The sequence below is a fragment of the Prescottella equi genome (genome assembly GCF_020171745.1).
Taxonomy (GTDB): Bacteria; Actinomycetota; Actinomycetes; order Mycobacteriales; family Mycobacteriaceae; genus Prescottella; species Prescottella equi_A.
In genome coordinates this window covers 24,340-44,897 of sequence record NZ_JAIVAH010000002.1, presented here as the reverse complement: position 1 = coordinate 44,897, position 20,558 = coordinate 24,340, and the positions used below count along the sequence as shown (strand labels likewise).

18 protein-coding genes are annotated in these 20,558 nt (G+C 69.7%); 8 read left to right on the top strand and 10 right to left on the bottom strand.

The features are described 5' to 3' along the window. Positions 1-36 precede the first annotated feature (36 nt). Positions 37-1,320, bottom strand: coding sequence for a TrpB-like pyridoxal phosphate-dependent enzyme (locus LCL87_RS00210; RefSeq protein WP_225015358.1), 1,284 nt, complete (start codon positions 1,318-1,320; stop codon positions 37-39). Positions 1,321-1,587: 267 nt separating this feature from the next. Between LCL87_RS00210 and LCL87_RS00205 the strand changes: the two genes are divergently transcribed. Both LCL87_RS00205 and LCL87_RS00200 read left to right on the top strand, forming a co-directional pair. After that, the gene (locus LCL87_RS00205) at positions 1,588-3,402 is read left to right on the top strand and encodes a DEAD/DEAH box helicase (protein ID WP_225015356.1); all 1,815 of its coding nucleotides are present in this window, start codon (positions 1,588-1,590) and stop codon (positions 3,400-3,402) included. Positions 3,403-3,571: 169 nt separating this feature from the next. Next, positions 3,572-4,174, top strand: a complete 603-nt coding sequence (locus LCL87_RS00200) for an NlpC/P60 family protein (protein WP_225015354.1) — start codon at positions 3,572-3,574, stop codon at positions 4,172-4,174. 28 nt (positions 4,175-4,202) lie between these two features. On the opposite strand, the gene LCL87_RS00195 is transcribed toward LCL87_RS00200, so the two are convergent. The 3 genes from LCL87_RS00195 to LCL87_RS00185 form a co-directional block, all read right to left on the bottom strand. Next, on the bottom strand, positions 4,203-6,092 hold the full coding sequence (locus LCL87_RS00195) for an ABC transporter ATP-binding protein (protein ID WP_225015352.1): 1,890 nt from the start codon (positions 6,090-6,092) through the stop codon (positions 4,203-4,205). Positions 6,093-6,194: 102 nt separating this feature from the next. After that, positions 6,195-6,818 carry an AMIN-like domain-containing (lipo)protein gene (locus LCL87_RS00190; protein ID WP_225015350.1) on the bottom strand — a complete coding sequence of 208 codons (624 nt, stop codon included), beginning with the start codon at positions 6,816-6,818 and terminating at the stop codon, positions 6,195-6,197. Positions 6,819-6,903: 85 nt separating this feature from the next. Continuing rightward, positions 6,904-7,680 carry a deoxyribonuclease IV gene (locus LCL87_RS00185; protein WP_225015348.1) on the bottom strand — a complete coding sequence of 259 codons (777 nt, stop codon included), beginning with the start codon at positions 7,678-7,680 and terminating at the stop codon, positions 6,904-6,906. A gap of 115 nt (positions 7,681-7,795) precedes the next feature. On the opposite strand from LCL87_RS00185, the gene LCL87_RS00180 reads away from it, so the two are divergent. From LCL87_RS00180 to LCL87_RS00155, 6 genes are all read left to right on the top strand, one after another. Continuing rightward, positions 7,796-8,557: an SDR family oxidoreductase gene (locus LCL87_RS00180; protein ID WP_225015346.1), complete on the top strand. Its 762-nt coding sequence runs from the start codon at positions 7,796-7,798 to the stop codon at positions 8,555-8,557. After that, the gene (locus tag LCL87_RS00175; protein ID WP_225015338.1) at positions 8,554-9,141 is read left to right on the top strand and encodes a hypothetical protein; all 588 of its coding nucleotides are present in this window, start codon (positions 8,554-8,556) and stop codon (positions 9,139-9,141) included. The genes LCL87_RS00180 and LCL87_RS00175 overlap by 4 nt, the downstream gene beginning before the upstream one ends. Positions 9,142-9,212: 71 nt before the next feature. Then, positions 9,213-11,582: an arylsulfatase gene (locus LCL87_RS00170; protein WP_225015336.1), complete on the top strand. Its 2,370-nt coding sequence runs from the start codon at positions 9,213-9,215 to the stop codon at positions 11,580-11,582. 97 nt (positions 11,583-11,679) lie between these two features. Further along, positions 11,680-12,447 (top strand): ABC transporter ATP-binding protein, encoded by a 768-nt coding sequence (locus LCL87_RS00165; RefSeq protein WP_225015334.1) that lies wholly within the window; start codon positions 11,680-11,682, stop codon positions 12,445-12,447. A gap of 4 nt (positions 12,448-12,451) precedes the next feature. Continuing rightward, positions 12,452-14,977: an FtsX-like permease family protein gene (locus tag LCL87_RS00160; RefSeq protein ID WP_225015326.1), complete on the top strand. Its 2,526-nt coding sequence runs from the start codon at positions 12,452-12,454 to the stop codon at positions 14,975-14,977. A 69-nt stretch (positions 14,978-15,046) separates the two neighbouring features. Beyond that, positions 15,047-15,490 carry a hypothetical protein gene (locus tag LCL87_RS00155; protein ID WP_225015324.1) on the top strand — a complete coding sequence of 148 codons (444 nt, stop codon included), beginning with the start codon at positions 15,047-15,049 and terminating at the stop codon, positions 15,488-15,490. A 32-nt stretch (positions 15,491-15,522) separates the two neighbouring features. Here LCL87_RS00155 and LCL87_RS00150 read toward each other — a convergent pair whose 3' ends face one another. The 6 genes from LCL87_RS00150 to LCL87_RS00125 are packed head-to-tail and all read right to left on the bottom strand — an operon-like array spanning position 15,523 to position 20,499. Further along, positions 15,523-15,984 (bottom strand): hydrogenase maturation protease, encoded by a 462-nt coding sequence (locus LCL87_RS00150; RefSeq protein WP_225015322.1) that lies wholly within the window; start codon positions 15,982-15,984, stop codon positions 15,523-15,525. Further along, on the bottom strand, positions 15,981-17,315 hold the full coding sequence (locus LCL87_RS00145) for a nickel-dependent hydrogenase large subunit (RefSeq protein WP_225015320.1): 1,335 nt from the start codon (positions 17,313-17,315) through the stop codon (positions 15,981-15,983). The genes LCL87_RS00150 and LCL87_RS00145 overlap by 4 nt, the downstream gene beginning before the upstream one ends. Further along, on the bottom strand, positions 17,305-18,075 hold the full coding sequence (locus LCL87_RS00140; RefSeq protein WP_225015318.1) for an NADH-quinone oxidoreductase subunit B family protein: 771 nt from the start codon (positions 18,073-18,075) through the stop codon (positions 17,305-17,307). Before LCL87_RS00140 ends, LCL87_RS00145 begins: the two co-directional genes overlap by 11 nt. Continuing rightward, positions 18,075-18,908: an FAD/NAD(P)-binding protein gene (locus LCL87_RS00135; protein WP_225015316.1), complete on the bottom strand. Its 834-nt coding sequence runs from the start codon at positions 18,906-18,908 to the stop codon at positions 18,075-18,077. Before LCL87_RS00135 ends, LCL87_RS00140 begins: the two co-directional genes overlap by 1 nt. Beyond that, positions 18,905-19,351, bottom strand: coding sequence for a cyclic nucleotide-binding domain-containing protein (locus LCL87_RS00130; RefSeq protein ID WP_225015314.1), 447 nt, complete (start codon positions 19,349-19,351; stop codon positions 18,905-18,907). The genes LCL87_RS00135 and LCL87_RS00130 overlap by 4 nt, the downstream gene beginning before the upstream one ends. Then, positions 19,348-20,499: a 4Fe-4S dicluster domain-containing protein gene (locus tag LCL87_RS00125; protein WP_510850668.1), complete on the bottom strand. Its 1,152-nt coding sequence runs from the start codon at positions 20,497-20,499 to the stop codon at positions 19,348-19,350. Before LCL87_RS00125 ends, LCL87_RS00130 begins: the two co-directional genes overlap by 4 nt. Positions 20,500-20,558 lie beyond the last annotated feature (59 nt).

Here is a 20,558-nt window from a genome sequence, read left to right as displayed (position 1 = left end):
TATTCCCGGCCCACGGCACCGCGTCGAGGGTGTGGGCTACGCGGTCGAGACCAGGTTGCCGTCGATGTGCGCCTGGTACGCGGGCAGGTCGAGCATGCCGTGCCCGGACAGGCCGATGACCAGCACCTCGGGCTCGGTCAGTCCGCGCGCGTACTCGGCCGCCGCGGCGATGGCGTGCGCCGACTCCGGCGCGGGCACGATGCCCTGCGTGCGGGCGAACAGCACGCCCGCGTCGAACGAGTCGGTCTGGTCCACGGCCTGGCCGGTGACGTAGCCGAGTTCGACGGTGTGGCTCAGCAGCGGCGCCATGCCGTGGTAGCGCAGGCCGCCGGCGTGGATCGGGTCCGGCACGAAGTCCTGGCCGAGCGTGTGCATCTTCAGCAGCGGCGTCAGGCCGGCGACGTCGCCGTGGTCGTAGCGGTACTCGCCCTTGGTGATCGACGGGCACGCGGCCGGCTCGGCGGCGATGATCCGCGTCTGCGCCTTGCCGTGCAGCACCTCCCGGATGAACGGGAAGGCCAGGCCGGCGAGGTTGGAACCGCCACCGGCGCAACCGAACACGACGTCGGCGTTGGTCTCGCCGGCGGCGCGCAGCTGCTCGACGGCCTCGAGTCCGATCACCGTCTGGTGCAGCACCACGTGGTTGAGCACGCTGCCCAGCGCGTAGCGCGCGTCGGGATCGTTCGCGGCGACCTCGACGGCCTCGGTGACCGCCATGCCCAGCGAACCCGGGGTGTCGGGGAAATCGGCGAGCATCTTGCGACCCGACTCGGTGAGATCCGAGGGGCTCGGGTGCACCGTGCCGCCGTAGGTCTCCATCAGGTGGCGGCGGTACGGCTTCGACTCGTACGACGCGCGCACCTGCCACACCTCGAGGTCGATGCCGAACTTGGCGCACGCGAACGACAGCGCGCTGCCCCACTGGCCGGCGCCGGTCTCGGTCGTGATCTTCTTCACGCCGTCCTGCGCGTTGTAGTACGCCTGCGCGACCGCGGTGTTGGTCTTGTGGCTGCCGACCGGGCTCACGCCCTCGTACTTGACGTAGATCCGGGCGGGCGTCCCCAGCGCCTTCTCGAACTCACGGGCACGGATCAGCGGTGCCGGCCGCCACGTGCGGTAGGCCTCACGGATCGGTTCGGGGATCTCGATGTACTGCTCGGTGGTCGCTTCCTGCTCGATCAGCGCGCTCGGGAACAGCGCGGCGAGGTCGGCCGGGGTGACCGGCTCGCGGGTGCCCGGGTGCAGGTGGGGCGGCGGGGCGACCGGCAGGTCCGCGACGATGTTGTACCAGTGGGTGGGGATGGGTGTCGTGTCGGACACTGCTGGTTCCTCTCGGAGAGTGGCAGGACGGTCGTCCACATTGTGATCGCGGTCATTGCCGGGCTGCATCCGGGGTCCCGTCCGTCGGCCCCGCCCAACGGGAGTCCACGGCACGTGTGCGGCCCGAACGCGGTCACCGATGTCCCGTTCGGCGGGCCTGGTGGCGCGTGAGAACCATGCGACGGCGGTGCAGGTAATCGCGTCGATGCACGTAGAAGGCCCTCGGATCGAGGGCCATACCACGCATCGACTAAACTGACTGGTCAAATGAGTGACACCGAGCGCGACCCGCAGACCGACGACAATCCCATCACCTTCGCCGACCTCCAGATCGACGAACGGGTGCTGAAGGCCCTTTCCGACGTCGGATACGAGTCGCCCTCGCCGATTCAGGCCGCGACCATCCCGACGCTGCTCGAGGGCAAGGACGTCGTGGGCCTGGCCCAGACGGGCACCGGCAAGACGGCCGCGTTCGCGATCCCGATCCTGTCCCGCCTCGAGGTCGAGCGGAAGGTGCCGCAGGCACTGGTCCTGGCGCCGACGCGCGAACTCGCGCTGCAGGTCGCGGAGGCGTTCGGCAAGTACTCGGCACACATCCCCGGCCTGCAGGTGCTGCCGATCTACGGCGGTCAGGCGTACGGCGTCCAGCTGTCCGGCCTGCGTCGCGGCGCCCAGATCATCGTCGGTACGCCCGGTCGCGTGATCGACCACCTGGAGAAGGGCACGCTCGACCTCTCCAACCTCGAGTACCTCGTCCTCGACGAGGCCGACGAGATGCTCAAGATGGGCTTCCAGGACGACGTCGAGCGGATCCTCGCCGACACGCCCGAGTACAAGCAGGTGGCGCTGTTCTCGGCGACCATGCCGCCGGCGATCCGCAAGATCTCCAAGCAGTACCTCCACGATCCCGTCGAGATCACCGTCAAGGCGAAGACCGCGACGGCGTCGAACATCACCCAGCGCTGGGTCCAGGTCGCGCACCAGCGCAAGCTGGACGCGCTCACCCGCATCCTCGAGGTCGAGTCGTTCGAGGCGATGATCATCTTCGTCCGGACCAAGCAGGCCACCGAGGACCTCGCCGAGCGACTGCGGGCGCGCGGCTTCTCGGCCGCCGCGATCAACGGCGACATCGTCCAGGCGCAGCGCGAGCGCACGATCGGCCAGCTCAAGTCCGGCGCGCTCGACATCCTCGTCGCCACCGACGTCGCGGCTCGCGGTCTGGACGTCGACCGCATCTCGCACGTCGTCAACTACGACATCCCGCACGACACCGAGTCGTACGTGCACCGCATCGGCCGCACCGGTCGCGCAGGCCGCACCGGTGACGCGCTGCTGTTCGTCGCCCCGCGCGAGCGGCACCTGCTCAAGTCGATCGAGCGCACGACGCGGCAGCCGCTCACCGAGATCCAGCTGCCGACCGTCGAGGACGTCAACGCGCAGCGTGTCGCGAAGTTCGGTGACTCCATCACGGCGAGCCTGAACTCCGAGAACCTGGCGTTGTTCCGCAAGCTCATCGAGGACTACGAGCGCGAGCACGACGTTCCGCTCGCCGACATCGCCGCCGCGCTGGCGGTGCAGTCGCGCGACGGCGAGTCCTTCCTGATGGAGCCGGAGCCGCCGGCCCCGCCGCGCCGCGAGCGCGAGCCGCGGGAGCGTCCCGCGCGCCGGTTCGACGAGGGCGGCCCGACTGGTCCGCGGATCGGCCGTGACGGCCAGGAGTTCGCGACCTACCGGATCGCGGTCGGCAAGCGGCACAAGGTCGCGCCGGGTGCGATCGTCGGCGCCATCGCGAACGAGGGCGGGCTGCGGCGCAGCGACTTCGGGCACATCAGCATCCGCCCCGATCACAGCCTCGTCGAGCTTCCGGCGAACCTGTCGAGCCAGACGGTCGAGGCGCTGCGGGCGACCCGGATCTCGGGTGTGCTGATCCAGCTGCAGCTCGATCAGGGCGCGCCGTCGGGCCGGCCGTCGCGCGGCGGTCGTGACGACCGCGCGGGCGGCAGGTACGGCCGAGATCGCGGCGACCGCGGCGATCGGGGTGACCGGGGCGATCGGTTCGGGAAGCGTCGTCCCCGAGACTGACCTCCACCTGGGAAAATAACGTTCGGAACGGGCGCCGGCGAGTCATGGACTCGCCGGCGCCCGTTTCTGTGAATGCGATCGATCTTGTGACGGGAGTGACTGCTGCTCTGTAACGTGCCTCACAGTTTGCGGTCGGGGATCCGCGCAATCCCATCAAGGAGGCACGAACGTGGCCCACACGATTCGTCGAGGATTCATCGCAGCAGCACTCATTGCCGGCGCATCCGTCGGCCTGGCGGCACCCGCCGCGGCGCAACCGGACATCATCGGTTCCATCTCCAATGCCGCCGACATCACCAACAGCCTCGCCGACGTGCTGTCATCCGTCGGCTCCGGAAGCAGTGGGGGAACCGGCAGTGCCAGCTTGTTCGCCGGCAGCGGCGATCTCGCGATTCCCCTGCCGATCCCCAGTCCGCGTGGCCTCGCGGCGCTCGCCGCGGCCACGACCCAGACCGGCAAGCCCTATCTGTGGGGTGGCAACGGCCCCGACGCCTGGGACTGCTCGGGCCTGGTCCAGTGGGCGTTCCGAACCGTCGGGATCAGCCTGCCGCGCACCAGCCAGGAGATGGCCCGCTATACCGGTGGCATGCTCGTGCCGCTCTCGGCGCTGCAGCCCGGCGACGTCATCACGATGGACACGTACGACATCGCCGGGCACGTCGGGATCTACGCCGGCAACGGCATGGTGTTCAACGCGTACGGCACCGGGGTTCCGACCGGGCTGCGGCCGTTGTCGGACTTCCGGATCCACAACATCCGCCGGTTCTTCTGAGCGCGAACTCTTCCGAACCGCAGCGGGCTCAGCTCAGCACCTCCGTCAGCACCGGGGTTCCGGTGGCGAACTGCGTGCGGTACAGCTGGGTGTAGCGACCGCCGCGGTCGAGGAGTTCGGCGTGGTTGCCGCGCTCGACGATTCGGCCGTCCTCGATCACCAGGATCAGGTCGGCAGCACGGATCGTGGACAGCCGGTGTGCGATCACCACGGCGGTGCGGCCCTCGAGCGCTTCGCCGAGCGCTTCCTGGACGGCGGCCTCGGACGTCGAATCCAGGTGTGCGGTGGCCTCGTCGAGGATCACGACGCGCTGCTGTGCGAGGAGCAGACGGGCGATGGTGAGGCGCTGGCGTTCGCCTCCGGACAGTCGGTAGCCGCGTTCGCCGACCACGGTGTCGAGTCCGTCGGGTAGCGACTCGATCAGCTCCGTGAGGCGGGCCCGGCGCAGCACGTCCCACAGTTCGTCCTCCGTGGCTCCGGGACGGGCGAGCAGCAGATTGGACCGCACGGACTCGTGGAACAGGTGACCGTCCTGGGTGACCATGCCGACAGTTCGGCGGATCGAGTCGGCCGTCAGGTCGCGGACGTCGGTGCCGGCCAGCAGCACCGCGCCGGCATCGGCGTCGTAGAGGCGGGGGAGCAGGCTCGCGATGGTCGACTTACCCGCTCCGGAGGACCCGACGAGCGCCACCATCTGCCCGGGTTCGACGCGGAAGGAGATGTCGTGCAGGACGGTCGATCCGCCGCGGCTGTCGAGGGTCGCGACCTCCTCGAGCGACGCGAGGGAGACCTTGTCCGCTGCCGGGTACGCGAAGCTCACGTCCCGGAACTCCACCGACACCGGGCCGGACGGGACCGCGACGGCGTCGGGCTTCTCGGCGATGAGCGGTTTCAGGTCGAGGATCTCGAAGACCCGCTCGAAGCTGACCATCGCGCTCATGACATCCACGCGGGCGCTGGCGAGCGACGTCAGCGGCGAGTACAGCCGGGTGAGCAGCAGCGCCAGCGAGACCACGGCACCGGCCTCGAGTTGACCGCGCAGCGCGTAGAACCCGCCCAGACCGTAGACGAGGGCCAGTGCGAGCGCGGAGACCAGCGTGAGGGCGGTGACGAACACCGACTGCAGCATCGCGGTCCGCACCCCGATGTCGCGCACGCGGCGGGCGCGGACGGCGAACTCGGTGGACTCGTCGGCGGGTCGGCCGAACAGCTTGATCAGGGTGGCGCCGGGCGCCGAGAACCGTTCGGTCATCTGCGTGCTCATCACCGAGTTGTGGTTGGCGGCCTCACGGTTGAGCCGGGCCAGGCGCGCGCCCATGCGCCGCGCGGGCAACACGAACACCGGCAGCAGGAGCAGGGACAGCAGGGTGATCTGCCACGAGATCCCGATCATCACGACGAGCGTGATCACGAGGGTCACCAGGTTCCCGACCACGCCGGACAGGGTGTCGCTGAACGCGCGCTGCGCGCCGATCACGTCGTTGTTGAGGCGACTGACGAGGGCGCCCGTCCGGGTGCGGGTGAAGAAGGCGACCGGCATGCGTTGCACGTGGTCGAACACGGCTCGGCGCAGGTCGAGGATGAGGTCCTCTCCGATGCTCGCGGAGAGCCAGCGGGTGACGATCGCGAGACCGGCCTCGAGCAGTGCGATCGCCGCGATCAGCAACGCCAGGCGTACCACCACAGCGGTTTCGTCGCCGGCCACGATCGCGTCGACGACGCGGCCGGCGAGGATCGGGGTGGCCACCGCGAGCGCGGCGGTCACGACACTGAGCACCAGGTACCACCCGATATGGCTGCGGTGCGGCCGCGCGTACCCCGCGACCCTCCGGAGCGTCGCCCGTGAGAACGGCCGACTGTCCTGCTGCGCGTGCATCGCGTTGTACATCGCGTTCCACGCGGTGACTTCCATGCTCATGGTGTGCACCCTCCCGTCGCCCGGTCACGTTACGACCGGGGTACGACACGACGGTAAGACCTCGACAATGGTTGAGGTCAATGAGCGGGTGGAAGCCCCAGGTCAGCGGGCGACGTCCACTACCAGGCGAGTGGGGTTGTCCAGCGTGTACACGCGGTACGCGGCATCCGGACGGGCGAGCCCGATCAGCGTCTGGGTCGTGCCCTCGAAGATGCCCGCGTCACGGACCTCGGTGACGATGCCGCCCGAGGCGGCCTCGAGCGGGTTGGGGCCCGCGTACGGCTCGACGCCGCTCGCGAACGGCATCGACGATCCGGTGATCATGACCTGCAGGATCGCCTGGCCGCTCACGGCGAGGGGCTTGCCGCTGCCCTGCTGGTTGGCGGTCGAGACGATTTCGGACCGCCAGCCGGGCGTGCCGGTGCCGCCGAACTCGAACACCACCCGGTCGAAACCGTCGTGGGTGCCGATCCGCATGTCACGGATCGTGAGCGCGGCATCCGCGGACGCGGTGCCGGTCTGGGCTTCCTGTTCGGTCGGCGCCGCGGTCAGCGTGCCCTCGTCGGCCGCCAGCGGGGCGGCCTTGACCGGGGCGGATGCCGACGCGGTGATCGACGTCGTGGAGGCGGTCGGCTCCGAGTCGGGACTCGAGCAACCGGCCAGGGCGATCGCCGCGACGGCGGCGGAGGAGACGGCGAGGGCGCGGCGAGACCGAAGGTACGTCATGGTTGGCGATGGTAGGTCGGGGCCACGTCGCCGTCCGGGTCCGACGCGGCGTCGTGTCCGATTCGGTATGTGATGTCGGACGCGTTCAATCCCCGGCGAGGGCGTCTCGCAGGTACGCGAGGTCCTCGGCGATCCCGTCGGCCGGCGTCTCGAGGATGACGGGGGCACCGGCCGCGGACACGACGGCGGTGAGCATCGCAGGGTCGATCAGGCCGGTCGCGAGGTTCGCGTGGCGGTCGCGCGCGGAGTCGAACTCGTCGCGGGAGTTGTTCAGGTGCACCAGGTCGATCCGGCCGGTGATCGCCTTGACCCGTTCGACGATACCGAGCAGTTCCTCCCCGCCCGCCCACGCGTGGCACGTGTCGAGGCAGAACCCGGCGCCGAATTCGCCGATCGCATCCCACAGTCGGGCGATCGCATCGAGGTGCCGTGCCATCGCGAAGTCGCCACCCGCGGTGTTCTCCACCAGGATCGGGACCGGGAAGCCGCCCTTGTCCTGCTGTCGTTCGAAGAGCTTGCGCCAGTTCGCCACTCCCGCGGCCGGATCCTCGCCGTCGCGCACGTGCCCGCCGTGCACGACGAGGCCGACCGCACCGATCTCGGCCGCGGCCGAGGCCTGGTCGGCCACGGCCTTGCGGGACGGCATGCGAAGCCTGTTGTTGAGGCTCGCGACGTTGATGACGTACGACGAGTGCACGACGACGTCGATGGGACTGGCCAGGATCCGGTCGGTCTGCGGGTGGGGTTCCGGCTTGTCCCACTTCTGGGGATCGGTGAGGAACAGTTGGACGATGTCGGCACCGAGTTGCTCGCCGGCCCCGATGGGGTCGGCGTCCTGCCGGACGTGGGCTCCGATCCGCATGACGTCGAGCGTAGCGGCGTCGAGGTCCCGATCAACGGGAAACGCGGCCCGGCGGTCGACCGTTCCTGGTTGTGTGTCGGTCGGCACATCCGAAACTGCGGGAGATTGAAACCACATGGGCAAGCTGGACGGAAAGGTCGCACTCATCACGGGTGCCGGTCAGGGAGTCGGTCAGGGCGTCGCGTTCGCGCTCGCGAAGGAGGGCGCGCGGATCGCGGTGTCGGGGCGGACCGAGTCCAAGCTGATCGAGACGTGTGAGCAGATCGCGGCGTTCGGCGGGATCGCGGAACCGGTGGTCGCGGACGTTTCGGACGCCGACGACATCGCGCGTTCGGTCGAGACGACCATCGCACTGTTCGGTGGCGTCGACATCCTGGTCAACAACGCCAGCCTCAACCCCCTGGGGCCGATCAACGAACTGAAGGCCGACCTTCTCGAACGCGCCTACACGTCGGGCCCGATCGCGGCACTGCGCACGATGCAGGCCTGCTACCCCTCCATGAAGGAGCGCGGCGGCGGCGCGATCGTGAACATGGTGTCGTCGGTCGCGGTCCGCTGGGACGCGAGCGGCTACGGCGGCTACGCATCGGTGAAGGAAGCGGTGCGGTCGCTGACCCGTGCGGCGGCGTGCGAGTGGGGTGTCGACAACATTCGCGTCAATGCCGTTGCTCCGCACGCCATGTCGCCGGGTCTGCAGCGCTGGACCGAGGCGCGTCCGGAGGAGGCCGCGGCGTTCGTCGCGAGCATCCCGATGCGCCGCATCGGTGATCCGGAGACCGACATCGGCAACGCGGTCGCGTTCCTGGTCGGACCGGACTCGGCGTACCTGACGGGTGCGACGATCCCGCTCGACGGCGGCCAGGCTCGCTGGTCGTGACGGTGGTCAAGCGGGCGTTCGCGTTCGCCGACGTGCTCGGCGCCGTGGACGCCGGCGGCCGCTCGGTGGTCGACATCCACCGGCCCGGCATCTTCCGCACCAATTCCGTTGCACCGCAGTCGGACGACGTGCCGCTCCGCACCGTGGTGTGGTCGTGGGACGACGCGGCGGTCGACGTCGGCGTCGATCCCGATGCGGTGTTGACGCTCACCGAGTCGGTCCGCTGGGACCGACGCGATCCGGCGGCGACCGCGGGAGGTGGGATCAAGCAGGTGTGTTTCGTCGCGCGCCGCGCCGACGTCCCGCGTGCCGAGTTCGAGCAGCGTTACGCCGCACACGCCGACATTGCGCGGGTGCACCATCCGGCGGTGAGCCGGTACGTGCAGAACCTCGTCGTCGATGCCCGCGGTGCGGGCGCCGGTGGGATCGAGGCCGTCTCGGAGCTGTGGTTCGACACTGTCGACGACTACCGCGAGCACTACTACGCGGGCCCCGACAGTCCCGACGTCGTCCGAACGGACGTCGTGGACTATCTGGACTTCACCAGGGGTTTCAACGTGATGATGGAGACGCGGGCCGAGTAGCCCGAACCTGCCCCGGTGCCTCCCGGTGCGTGTGATGATGGGACCCTCACGCGCATCGGGAGGACCCGGTCATGGCTGCGGATTTCACGGGCAAGGATTTCACCGGCAAGGTTTCGGTCGACATCAGGGACTCGACGCCGGACTGGGCGCCGTTCGCCGAACCCCGCGCGCCCGAGGGCGCGCCCAACGTCCTGTACCTGGTGTGGGACGACACCGGCATCGGGACGTGGGACCTGTACGGCGGCTTGGTCGAGATGCCCAATCTCAGGCGCATCGCCGATCGTGGTGTGCTGCTGAGCCAGTTCCACACGACCGCACTGTGTTCGCCGACGCGCGCCGCGCTGCTGACCGGGCGGAACCCGACGTCGGTGGGCATGGCGACGGTCGAGGAGTTCACCGACGGATTCACCAACGCGAGCGGCCGGATTCCGGCGGACTGCGCGCTGATGTCCGAGGTGCTCGGCGAGCGCGGTTGGAACACCTACGCGGTCGGCAAGTGGCACCTCACGCCACTCGAGGAGTCGAATCTGGCTGCCACGAAGCGTAATTGGCCGCTTTCGCGGGGTTTCGAGCGGTTCTACGGGTTCCTCGGGGGCGAGGCCGACCAGTGGTACCCGAACCTGGTCTACGACAACCATCCGGTGGAGCCGCCGTACTCCCCGGAGGACGGCTACCACCTGTCGAAGGACCTGGCGGACAAGTCGATCGAGTTCATCCGCGACTCCAAGGTGATCGCGCCGGACAAGCCGTGGTTCATGTACCTGTGTCCCGGCTGCGGCCACGCGCCGCACCACGTGTCGCAGGAATGGGCCGACCGGTACTCCGGCCGCTTCGACATGGGGTACGAGAAGTACCGCGAGATCGTGCTGCAGAACCAGAAGGACCTGGGGCTCGTGCCGGCCGACACCGAACTGTCGCCGATGAATCCGTATGCCGACGAGGTGAGCGCCGAGGGGCTGCCGTGGCCGCCGCTCGACACGGTCCGCCCGTGGGACTCGTTGCAGGAGGACGAGAAGCGGCTGTTCAGCCGGATGGCGGAAGTCTTCGCGGGCTTCCAGAGCTACACCGACGCGCAGATCGGTCGCGTCCTCGACTACCTGGAGGAGTCGGGGCAGCTCGACAACACGATCGTCGTGCTGCTCTCCGACAACGGTGCGAGCGGCGAGGGCGGACCCAACGGTTCGGTCAACGAGTACAAGTTCTTCAACGGTTACGCCGACAAGGTGGAGGACGGGCTCGCGAAGATCGACGAACTCGGCGGGCCGGAGACGTACAACCACTACTGCCTCGGCTGGGCGATGGCGTTCAACACCCCGTACAAGCTGTTCAAGAGGTACGCGTCGCACGAGGGCGGGATCGCGGACCCGTGCCTGATCTCGTGGCCGGACGGCATCGCGGCTCGTGGTGAGGTCCGCGACCGCTACGTGAACGTCTGCGACGTCACGCCCACCGTGTACGAACTGCTCGGCGTCGACCCGCCGCTGCTGGTCGGGGGTGTCCCGCAGCGACCGCTCGAAGGTGTGAGTTTCCGTCCGATCCTCGACGATCCGGACGCGGCCACGGGCAAGGTCACCCAGTTCTACTCGATGCTCGGCACCCGCGGGATCTGGCACGAGGGCTGGTTCGCGAACACGGTCCACCCCGCCGCGCCGTCGAACTGGTCGCACTTCGACGACGACCGCTGGGAGCTGTTCCACATCGAGCGGGACCGCAGCCAGGTCCACGATCTCGCCGCCGCGCGCCCCGACAAGCTCGACGAGATGCGGGCGCTGTGGTTCACCGAGGCCGAGAAGTACGGCGGGCTGCCGCTCAACGACCTCGACATCCTGTCGGCGTTTCTGCGTTACCGGCCGTACCTCACCGGTGCGCGGGAGTCGTTCGTCTACTACCCGGACGCCGCCGAGGTGGGTCCGGGCGCCGCGCTCGAGATGCGGGGCCGATCCTTCTCGCTGCTGGCCGAGGTGAGCGTCGAGTCGGCCGACGACGTCGAGGGCGTCCTGTTCGCCCACGGCGGCCGTCTGGGCGGACACACGCTGTTCGTGCAGGACGGGCGGCTGACGTACGTCTACAACTTCCTCGGCGAGGAGGAACAGCTCGTCGTGTCCACCGACAAGGTGACCGCCGGCTCGCACGTCCTCGGGGTGCGGTTCGAGCGGACGGGCGCGGGCGACGACCAGTTCACGCCGGTCGGTGACGTGACGCTGCACATCGACGACCGTGCGGTGGGCTCGCGCTCCGGGATCCGGATGCAGCCGGCGATGTTCTCGGGCGTCGGCGAGGGTATCCGGATCGGACGCGATCCCGGGCAGTCGGTGTCGGCGGCGTACCGCGCCCCGTTCCGGTTCCGGGGCGGGACCATCGCGAAGGTGGTCGCCGACGTGTCCGGTGAGCCGTACCTCGACATCGAGCGCGAGATCGCCCGGGCCTTCTCGCACGACTGAACGCCACGGTCACTCCTCGCACGAACGGACCCTGCGGCTGGTCGGGGTACAAGATCAGGGAAGACCCCGATGGTTTCTGTCGTCCCCGCGGGTGAGGATGGTGGGCATGCCAACCGAAACCGAGATGCCCACCGAAACCACCGTGGCCGCCCGCGCGGTCAACCTGACGAAGGTCTACGGGTCGGGGGACACCCAGGTCCACGCGCTCGCGGGCGTGTCCGCGGAGTTCGCGCGGGGGGAGTTCACCGCCATCATGGGGCCGTCCGGCTCCGGCAAGTCGACGCTCATGCACTGCCTGGCCGGCCTCGACGCCGCGACGTCGGGTGCGGTGCTGATCGGTGCGACGGATCTGACGACGCTCTCGGACAAGCAGATGACGCAGCTGCGCCGCGACCGGATCGGTTTCGTGTTCCAGGCGTTCAACCTGGTGCCGACGCTCACGGCGCTGGAGAACATCACCCTGCCGCTCGATATCGCCGGCCGGAAGGCCGACCAGCAGTGGCTCGACACCGTGGTCGATCGGCTGGGCCTGCGGGACCGTCTCGACCACCGTCCCGGTGAGCTGTCGGGCGGTCAGCAGCAGCGCGTCGCGTGCGCGCGGGCGCTCGCCGGGCAGCCGGAGATCATCTTCGGTGACGAGCCGACCGGCAACCTCGACTCGCGTTCGTCGGGCGAGGTGCTGTCGATCCTGCGGGCCGCGGTCGACGAGTTCAACCAGACCGTCGTGATCGTCACGCACGATCCGCGGGCCGCGAGCTTCGCCGACCGCGTGGTGTTCCTCGCGGACGGGCAGATCGTCGACGAACTGCGCGAGCCCACCGCGGAGTCGGTCCTGGACCGCATGAAGAACCTCGAGACGGTCTGACGCCATGGCCGTGACCAATTCACCGATGCGCAAGGTGTCGTTGCGCAATCTCGCCGCCCACAAGGTGCGGCTCGTCCTGACCGTGCTGTCGGTGGTGCTCGGCACCGCGTTCGTCGCGGGTTCGTTCGTGTTCACCGACACGCTGCAGAAGACGTTCGACAGCATCTTCGACGGCACCGCGCAGGGTGTCGACGTCCGGGTCAGCGCCGTCGAACAGGGCTCGAGCGGTGTCCCGATCGCGGACGTCGACACCATCCGTGCGGTCGACGGCGTCCGCGCGGTCGCCCCGGCCGTGGACGGGCAGATCGTCGTCCTCAACTCGGCCGGCAAGCCGATGCAGAACGGCGGCGCCCCGAGCATCGGGTCGTCGTACCTGCCGCCGGAGCAGGCGCTCGGCGAGCCGACCAAGTTCGTCGCCGGCACGCCGCCGGAGCAGACCGGTCAGATCGCGCTCAACCAGAGCGCCGCGACACGCGCCGGCCTCGACGTCGGCTCGCCCACTCGGGTGCTGACGATGCGCGGCTGGAACGACGTCACCGTCTCCGGCATCTATGCGCCGGAGACCGACACCGGCGGCTACGTCGGGGCGCTGTTCACCGATGCGCAGGCCCGTGAGCTGTTCACCGACGGCAGCCACGTCGGCTACATCGACGTCGCCGGTTCCGGGGTGTCGCAGGACGAGCTGAGCGATCGCATCGCCGCGGCCCTGCCGGACACCAAGGTGCAGACCGGTGCCGAGGTGAAGCAGGAGACCAAGGACGAGATCGGCCAGGCCCTCAGCTTCGTCAACTACTTCCTGCTGGCATTCGGCGCGATCGCGCTGCTGGTGGGCACGTTCATCATCTACAACACGTTCTCGATGATCGTCGCGCAGCGTCTGCGCGAGCTGGCGCTGCTCCGCGCGATCGGCGCCAGCCGCAAGCAGGTGGGCCGCTCCGTGGTGTTCGAGGCGCTCGTCGTCGGCGCCATCGGCAGCGCGCTGGGCCTCGCCGCCGGCGTCGGCCTCGCCTACGGTCTGCGCGCCCTGCTCAACGCGTTCGATCTCGGCCTGCCCGAGGGATCGCTGCAGGTCGCACCGCGCACGATCATCGTCGCGCTGGTGCTCGGCATCATCGTCACCGTCGTCAGCGCCTACGCTCCGGCCCGCCGCGCGGCGAAGGTGCCGCCGGTCGCGGCGATGCGCGAGGAGTTCGCCTCCACCGGCGACACGCTCAAGGTGCGCACGCTGATCGGTGCGATCGCGGCGGTGCTCGGCGTGCTCGCTCTGGTCGTCGGCGCGCAGTCCACCGGTGGCGGCGCGGCGGCGATCGTCGGACTGGGCGCGCTCGCGCTCGTCCTCGCGGTCCTGCTCGCGGCACCGGCACTGTCCCGTCCGATCGTCGGCGGACTCGGCGCGATCTTCGCGAAGCCGTTCGGTCCGGTGGGGCGTCTCGCCCGCACTAATGCGGTTCGCAACCCGAAGCGCACCGCGGCGACCGCGTTCGCGCTCACGCTCGGCCTGATGCTGGTGTCGGTGATCGGCGTGTTCGGTGCGTCCGCCAAGTCGAGCGTGAACTCCCTGGTCGACAAGGGCGTCGAGGCCGACTTCGTGCTCACGGGGCCGCAAGGCATCGGGGTGCCGGCCGGAGCGGCGGCCGCCGCGGGCCGCGTGAACGGTGTCGCCGAGGCGGTGTCGCTGCATGGCGTGGCCGCGAAGATCGGCGACGACGACGTCTTCGGCACCGCGCTGAGCGGCTCCCCGGACGGTGTCCTCGACTACACGATGAAGGAGGGCTCCGCGTCCGTCGGTGGCACCGACATGATGGTCAGCGAGTCGGAGGCCGCCGACCACGACTGGAAGCTGGGCACGCCCGTCACCCTCACCGATCGTGACGGCGAGCAGACGACGGTGACGGTGACCGGCATCTACGAGGACAACCAGCTGCTGGGTCCGTGGATGGTGTCGGGCGAGGTGTACCGGGAGATGACGCCGGCGAACATGCGGGCGGAGTGGGCGGTGCTGATCAAGGCGACGCCGGGCGCGGACCTGACCGCGATGGCCACCGATCTCGCGTCCGCGACCGACCCGTTCGTCGTCGTGCAGGTCCAGGACCGCGAGCAGTTCAAGGGCGCGCAGGGCCAGCAGATCGACATGCTGCTCTCGGTGCTCTACGGCCTGCTGGCGCTCGCGGTCGTCATCGCGATCCTCGGCATCGTGAACACCCTCGCGCTGTCGGTGGTCGAGCGTCGCCGGGAGATCGGCATGCTCCGGGCGGTCGGAATGCAGCGTGCGCAGGTGCGCCGCACCATCTACCTCGAGTCGGTGCTCATCGCCGTGTTCGGTGCGCTGGTGGGCGTCGTGCTGGGCGTCGTCTTCGGATGGGGCTTCGTGCGGACGCTCGCCGATCAGGGCCTGGACCAGATCTCGGTGCCGTGGGGTCAGGTGCTGGCGATGCTGATCGGGTCGGGTGTCGTGGGTGTGCTGGCGGCGCTGTGGCCGGCGTCCCGTGCCGCCAAGACGAAGCCGTTGGAGGCGATCTCCGACATGTAGGCGGTCCCGCTCGATCGGGAACAGGGGACGGTACCTTCGCGGCTTCGGCGGCGAAGGTACCGTTTTCGCGTGAGCAACCTGCAGGAAATCGGTGATCGTGACGGCTGGCGCTGCTGGCTGTGCGACGAACCGGTCGACCCCGACATGTCCGTCAACGATCCCCGCGGCCCGAGCGTCGACGGCATCGCGACGGCGAAGAAGAGCAAGGCCAAGGCCGTCCAGGAGCGGCTGGCGCACCGTGCGTGCAACACCAAGAAGGGTGCGGTCAAGCCCGTCGTGCCGTGGCCGGACCACCTGTTCGTGGTCGACCCCGCGCCGATCGTCGGGGTCGTGGAGCAGTTGAGCCGCAAGGGCGGCCGGGTAGCCGTGGCGCGGTGCCCCGGTGAGTCGGACGCGAAGGCCGCCGCGGAGTGGTTGCTCGACCGGCTGTCGCGTTTCGCACCGGATCTCGATCTGTCGACCCGCATCGACGCGGGCGGCGGTGGTTACCTGCTGGTGCTCGAGACGCGCTGACGGGTGCGCCGGAAAGCGGCCCGGTAGCAGGATCATTCGATTCGTAGCCCTGATGTCACCTCTGCGGCGATGGCGTCGGTCGTGACCTCCACGGCCCGCCGTACCGGGGGCGAGAGGTGCTGCCCGAACCCCACATCACGACTCGCCGTCGCATACAGGATCGCGTGTCCGGGTGCCGTGCCGAGCGCGTGCGCGAGGGCGAGCGCGGCCGCCACGTCGATGCCGTGGCTGTCCAGCGGACCGGCGTCGTCGCCGAGGACCCACCGCTGCACCCGGCCCGGGCGAATCAGGTCCGGCAGGACGAGATCGACGACTATCGCCAATTGCCTTCCCGCCCAGGCGTCGAGCAGGTCGGTCGCATCGGTGACCGTGGTGACCGTGGTGGTTGGCGGAATCCGTCCGTCCAGTGCCCGGACCACCGCGGGGCCGAAGCCGTCGTCCCGCCGGAACTCGTTGCCGAGACCGACGACAACGGTGTTCGCCTGTCCGCTCATCGGCGCGTCACCTTCAGATCGAGGAAGTGAGTGGCGCACGAGATGCAGGGGTCGTGGTTGCGAATGATCCGTTCGCACAGCGTGGTCAGAGCCGCGTCGGGGAGGTCGAGGTGTTCGCCGATCCGGTCGACGAGATCGGCCTCGATGACGTCCTGATTCTGTGCGGTCGGGGGAACGATGTCGGCGGCTCGGATCGACCCGTCGTCGGTGAGCACGTACCGGTGGTAGAGCAACCCGCGCGGCGCCTCGCTCACCCCGTGCCCGGTGGCTGCGCGCGCTGCGACCGGAACGGACGGCGGTTCGGGACGTTCGTAGGTGTCGATGATCCGCAGCGCTTCCTCTACCGCGAACGTGACCTCCACTGCACGAATAATTATGCTGCGGAAAGGGTTCCGGCACTCCTCGCCCAGCCCGGCCGCGGTGGCGGCATCCCGTGCGGCGCCGGTGAGCTGCCCGCCGTTGAGCGAGTACCGGGCCAGTGGCCCGGTCAGGTAGGGAGCGCCGTCCAGACGGGCGTGCAGTGCCGTCGACTCGGGAACTTGACGCTCGCGCACATGATCACCGAACGCGGCGCCGGGGAACCGATCGCCGGCACTGGTGCGGACCACGCCGTCCTCGATCGCGTACCCGGCGTCGTCGTGCAACGCGACCAGGATCGGATCGAGGCGCACGTCGGGGAAGTCGAATCCGGCCACCCAGCGGACGGTGTCGAGTGCGTCGTCGAGAGCGCGACGCAGGGTGTCGGCGAGGGCATCGAGGTCGCCCCGGGTCGGGGCCCGATAGAACCCGCCGACCCGGACGTTCACCGGATGGATCGGGCGCCCGCCGATCGTCTCGAGGATTGCGTTGCCGGCCTTCTTGAGCGCGAGCCCCCGCTCGACGGCGCGCCGGTCGCGGCGGGCGAGTTGGATCGAGTCGTCCAATCCGAGGAAGTCCGGCGCATGCAGGAAGTAGATGTGCAGCGTGTGGCTGGCGATCCACTCGCCGCAGTACAGCAGCCGCCGCAGCGCCCGCACCCGTGGATTCACGGTCACGCCGCAGGCCTGTTCGAGGGCGTTGCATGCGCTCACCTGGTAGGCGACCGGGCAGATCCCGCAGATCCGGGACGTGATGTCCGGCGGCTCGCGAAAGTCACGCCCCCGGAGGAACGCTTCGAAGAAGCGGGGCGGCTCGTAGATGTCGAGCCGGGCGTGCTCGACCGTGCCGGACCGGACGGTGACGTCGAGCCGGCCCTCGCCCTCCACCCGGGCCAGCGCCCGAACCGTGAGCCGCCGCCGCTCGGCCGCGTCGGGCGCGCCCTGGGCAACATCAGGGGGATCGTCACTGCCCATGGCGGCGCCCCTCGTCGAACTCGGGTGCGGCGACGTTGAACGTCGAGAACACCCGGCCGATGCCGGCGTCGTCCATGCCGCAGCGGCGTAACCAGCCGGCCAGCGACGTGATGTTGGGATCCTTTGTGGGACCGAAGCATCCGTAGCACCCCCGTGAATGCGCGGGACACAGTGCGCCGCAACCGGCGTGCGTGACCGGACCCAGGCACGGGGTACCGTCGGCGACCATGACGCACGTCAGCCCGCGCCGCTTGCACTCGTTGCACACGCTGGTGTCGGGCACGTTCGGGGAGCGGCCGGCGAGGAACGCGGTGATCACCTCGATGAGCTGCCGGCGGTCGATCGGGCAGCCGCGCAGTTCGAAATCCACCGGCACGTGCGCCGAGATCGGCGTCGACGTCGCGAGTGTGTCGATGTACTCGGGGCTCGCGTACACGGCCGCGGCGAACTCGGCGACGTCGCCGAAGTTGCGCAGCGCCTGGACCCCGCCTGCGGTCGCGCACGCACCGATCGTGACGAGGTGTTCCGAGGCGTCGCGGATCCGGTGGATCCGTTCGACGTCCTCCGCCGTGGTGACCGAGCCCTCGACGAGCGAGAGGTCGTAGGGCCCCGCGACCGACGCGCTCGACATCTCCAGGAAGTGCGCGATGTCGAGTTCGGTTGCCACCGTGAGCAGCTCGTCCTCGCAGTCGAGGAGCGAGAGCTGGCAGCCGTCGCACGACGCGAACTTCCATACGGCCAGTGTCGGTGGGGAGGCCATCACAACTCCCGGGTGTGCAGGAGCGGGCCGGCGACGGTGTAGTCGACGACCGGGCCGTCGCGGCAGAGCAGTAGCTCGCCGAGTTGGCAGTGCCCGCAGACACCGACGCCGCACTGCATGTTCCGCTCGAGCGAGACCTGCACCCGGCGGCGTTCGACGCCGTGGCCGTCGAGGGTGCGGACCGAGAACCGCATCATCGCCTCGGGTCCGCAGACGAGGGCGTGCGTTCGCTCCGGTACCACCGTCAACCGGGTGAGCACCTCGGTGACGAACCCGACCGGCCCGGTCCAGTCCCGAGTGGGCTGGTCGATGGTCACCACGACGTCGATCCCCGTGCGGCGCCAACCGTCGAGTTCGCGGCGGTAGAGGATCTCGTCCGGACTGCGGGCCCCGACCACGAGTGTGACGTTTCGGTACCGCGCCCGGTGTGCGATGACAGCGAGCATCGGCGCTCGCACCGCCGCGAGGCCGACTCCGCCCGCGACGATCACCAGGTCTCCGCCCGCGGCGCCGTCGAGGTTCCATTCGGTCCCGAACGGGCCGCGCACACCGACGACGGTGCCGACCGGTGCGTCGTGCAGCGCCGCGCTCGCGGGCCCGACGCTGCGCACCGTGTGGGTGAGGACTCCGTCGCTGCGCGTCGGATCTCCGCACGCCGAGATCGGGATCTCTCCGATCCCCGGCGCGCACAGCATCATGAACTGCCCGGGCCGAAACCCCGGCAGCGCAGCGCCGGTGGGTGCCAACTCGAGAGTGACCGAGTCGTGTGTCTCCACCGTCCGGTGCAGCACCCGGTGAGCTGTCGGGACCAGCACCGATGTCGGCCCGGTCACGACTTACCTCGGTTCGCGTACAGATCGAGCAGCCGGGCCCGCGTCGCCTGCAGACGGTCGAGCAGCAGTCCCGACATCGCGCGTGCCACCGCGTACCCGAACACGGGATCCCGGTCGGCCGCCTCATGCAGCGCCGCGACGTCGATCTGCAGCGCCTCGGTCGGTTCGGCCGCACGCGCTCCGAAACTCCACACCTCCGGCGGCCGCAGCCACGACCACCCCAGCACGTCGCCGCCGGACAGCGTCTCGATCACCACGTCGCCGCGACCAGGCACCGCGGTACTGAGCTGCACTCGTCCGCGCCGCAGCAACCAACACCGCCGGGCGGGCTCACCCTCGTGGAAGACGATCTCGCCCGGCACCCACAACGCGGGAGTGGACAACTCTGCGAGCCGGTCCCGCGCCGCATCGGACAGGCCCGGCAGCAACAGTGGCCCCGTCACAGCCCGTGCCCCCGGTCCTCGGCGTCGAATGCCGGCAGCGCACCGCTGAGCCGCGCGGCCTCGGCGGTGATGTCGATCCCGACCGGACACCAGTCGATGCAGCGCCCGCACCCGACGCAGCCGGACGAACCGAACTGGTCGAACCAGGTACCGAGCTTGTGCGTCATCCACTGGCGGTAGCGTGCTGCGCCGGTGGTGCGGACGTTCCCGCCGTGCAGGTGCGAGTAGTCGAGTTCGAAGCACGATGCCCACCGCTGCTGCCGCTCGGTGCCCTCGCCGCCCAGTTCGCTCACATCCTCGGCGCTGGTACAGAAGCACGTCGGACACACCATCGTGCAGTTTCCGCAGGTGAGGCAGCGGTCGGCGACGTCGTCCCACACCGGTTCGTCGCGGGCGGCGCGCAACAACTCCCGCAGGTCCACGTCAGGCATCGCGCGTCCCATCCGTCCGCGCGCGTCGTCGACGGCCGCGCACGCCTCGTCGGCGTCGGCCCGGGTGGCGGCGGTGTGCGGGATCCGCGCGAGCAGGCGGGCCCCCGTCTCGGTGCCGACGTCGACGACGAACCGGTGCCCGCGATCGTCGATGCGTTCGGTGAGCGCGAGATCGTAGCCGCCGCCGACGCCGGGTCCGGTGCCCATCGAGGCGCAGAAACACACCCCACCCGGTTCGATGCAGTTCACCGCAATCACCACGAGGTCTGCGAGGACTCGGGCGGTGTGGCCGCCCGGGTCGGCGCCCAGCACGGTGCCCAGCGTACGGATCGCCGCGAGATCGCAGCCACGCACGCCGAGAAATGCGAAACGGGGCTCCTCGGCGTCCGGACCGGAGAACGTCCCACCGGACTCCGACCACAACACCTGCCGAGGTGGATGGACGAACGTCTTCCACGACATCGGTCCAGCCGAGTGGGAGAAGACCGCGCCGTCATCGCGGCGCTCGAGCCGGTACTCGCCCGGCGCCGTGACCACACCCCAGCCGTCGGGCAGGTCGGCGCCGGACTCGAGGTCGCCCAGGACGACGGCGCTCTCGCGCACCGTTGGACCCACCACGCGGCGCCCGTCGTCGCGCAGCACCCGGATCAGGTCATCGAGATCGCGTCTGTCGATGACCGCCGTGTTCATCGTGTCCATGGCACTCCTCCCGTCCATTGGGGCAGGTCCGTCGGTGTGTGTGAAGGGCCCTTCGGCCCTGTTCGGCGTACCGCGGG

Coding starts and splice junctions, on each gene's coding strand:
- LCL87_RS00205 (WP_225015356.1), top strand. CDS start 1,588: ATGAGTGACACCGAGCGCGACCCGCAGACCGACGACAATCCCATCACC.
- LCL87_RS00195 (WP_225015352.1), bottom strand. CDS start 6,092: ATGAGCATGGAAGTCACCGCGTGGAACGCGATGTACAACGCGATGCAC.
- LCL87_RS00190 (WP_225015350.1), bottom strand. CDS start 6,818: ATGACGTACCTTCGGTCTCGCCGCGCCCTCGCCGTCTCCTCCGCCGCC.
- LCL87_RS00185 (WP_225015348.1), bottom strand. CDS start 7,680: ATGCGGATCGGAGCCCACGTCCGGCAGGACGCCGACCCCATCGGGGCC.
- LCL87_RS00180 (WP_225015346.1), top strand. CDS start 7,796: ATGGGCAAGCTGGACGGAAAGGTCGCACTCATCACGGGTGCCGGTCAG.
- LCL87_RS00170 (WP_225015336.1), top strand. CDS start 9,213: ATGGCTGCGGATTTCACGGGCAAGGATTTCACCGGCAAGGTTTCGGTC.
- LCL87_RS00165 (WP_225015334.1), top strand. CDS start 11,680: ATGGTGGGCATGCCAACCGAAACCGAGATGCCCACCGAAACCACCGTG.
- LCL87_RS00160 (WP_225015326.1), top strand. CDS start 12,452: ATGGCCGTGACCAATTCACCGATGCGCAAGGTGTCGTTGCGCAATCTC.
- LCL87_RS00150 (WP_225015322.1), bottom strand. CDS start 15,984: ATGAGCGGACAGGCGAACACCGTTGTCGTCGGTCTCGGCAACGAGTTC.
- LCL87_RS00145 (WP_225015320.1), bottom strand. CDS start 17,315: ATGGGCAGTGACGATCCCCCTGATGTTGCCCAGGGCGCGCCCGACGCG.
- LCL87_RS00140 (WP_225015318.1), bottom strand. CDS start 18,075: ATGGCCTCCCCACCGACACTGGCCGTATGGAAGTTCGCGTCGTGCGAC.
- LCL87_RS00125 (WP_510850668.1), bottom strand. CDS start 20,499: ATGGACGGGAGGAGTGCCATGGACACGATGAACACGGCGGTCATCGAC.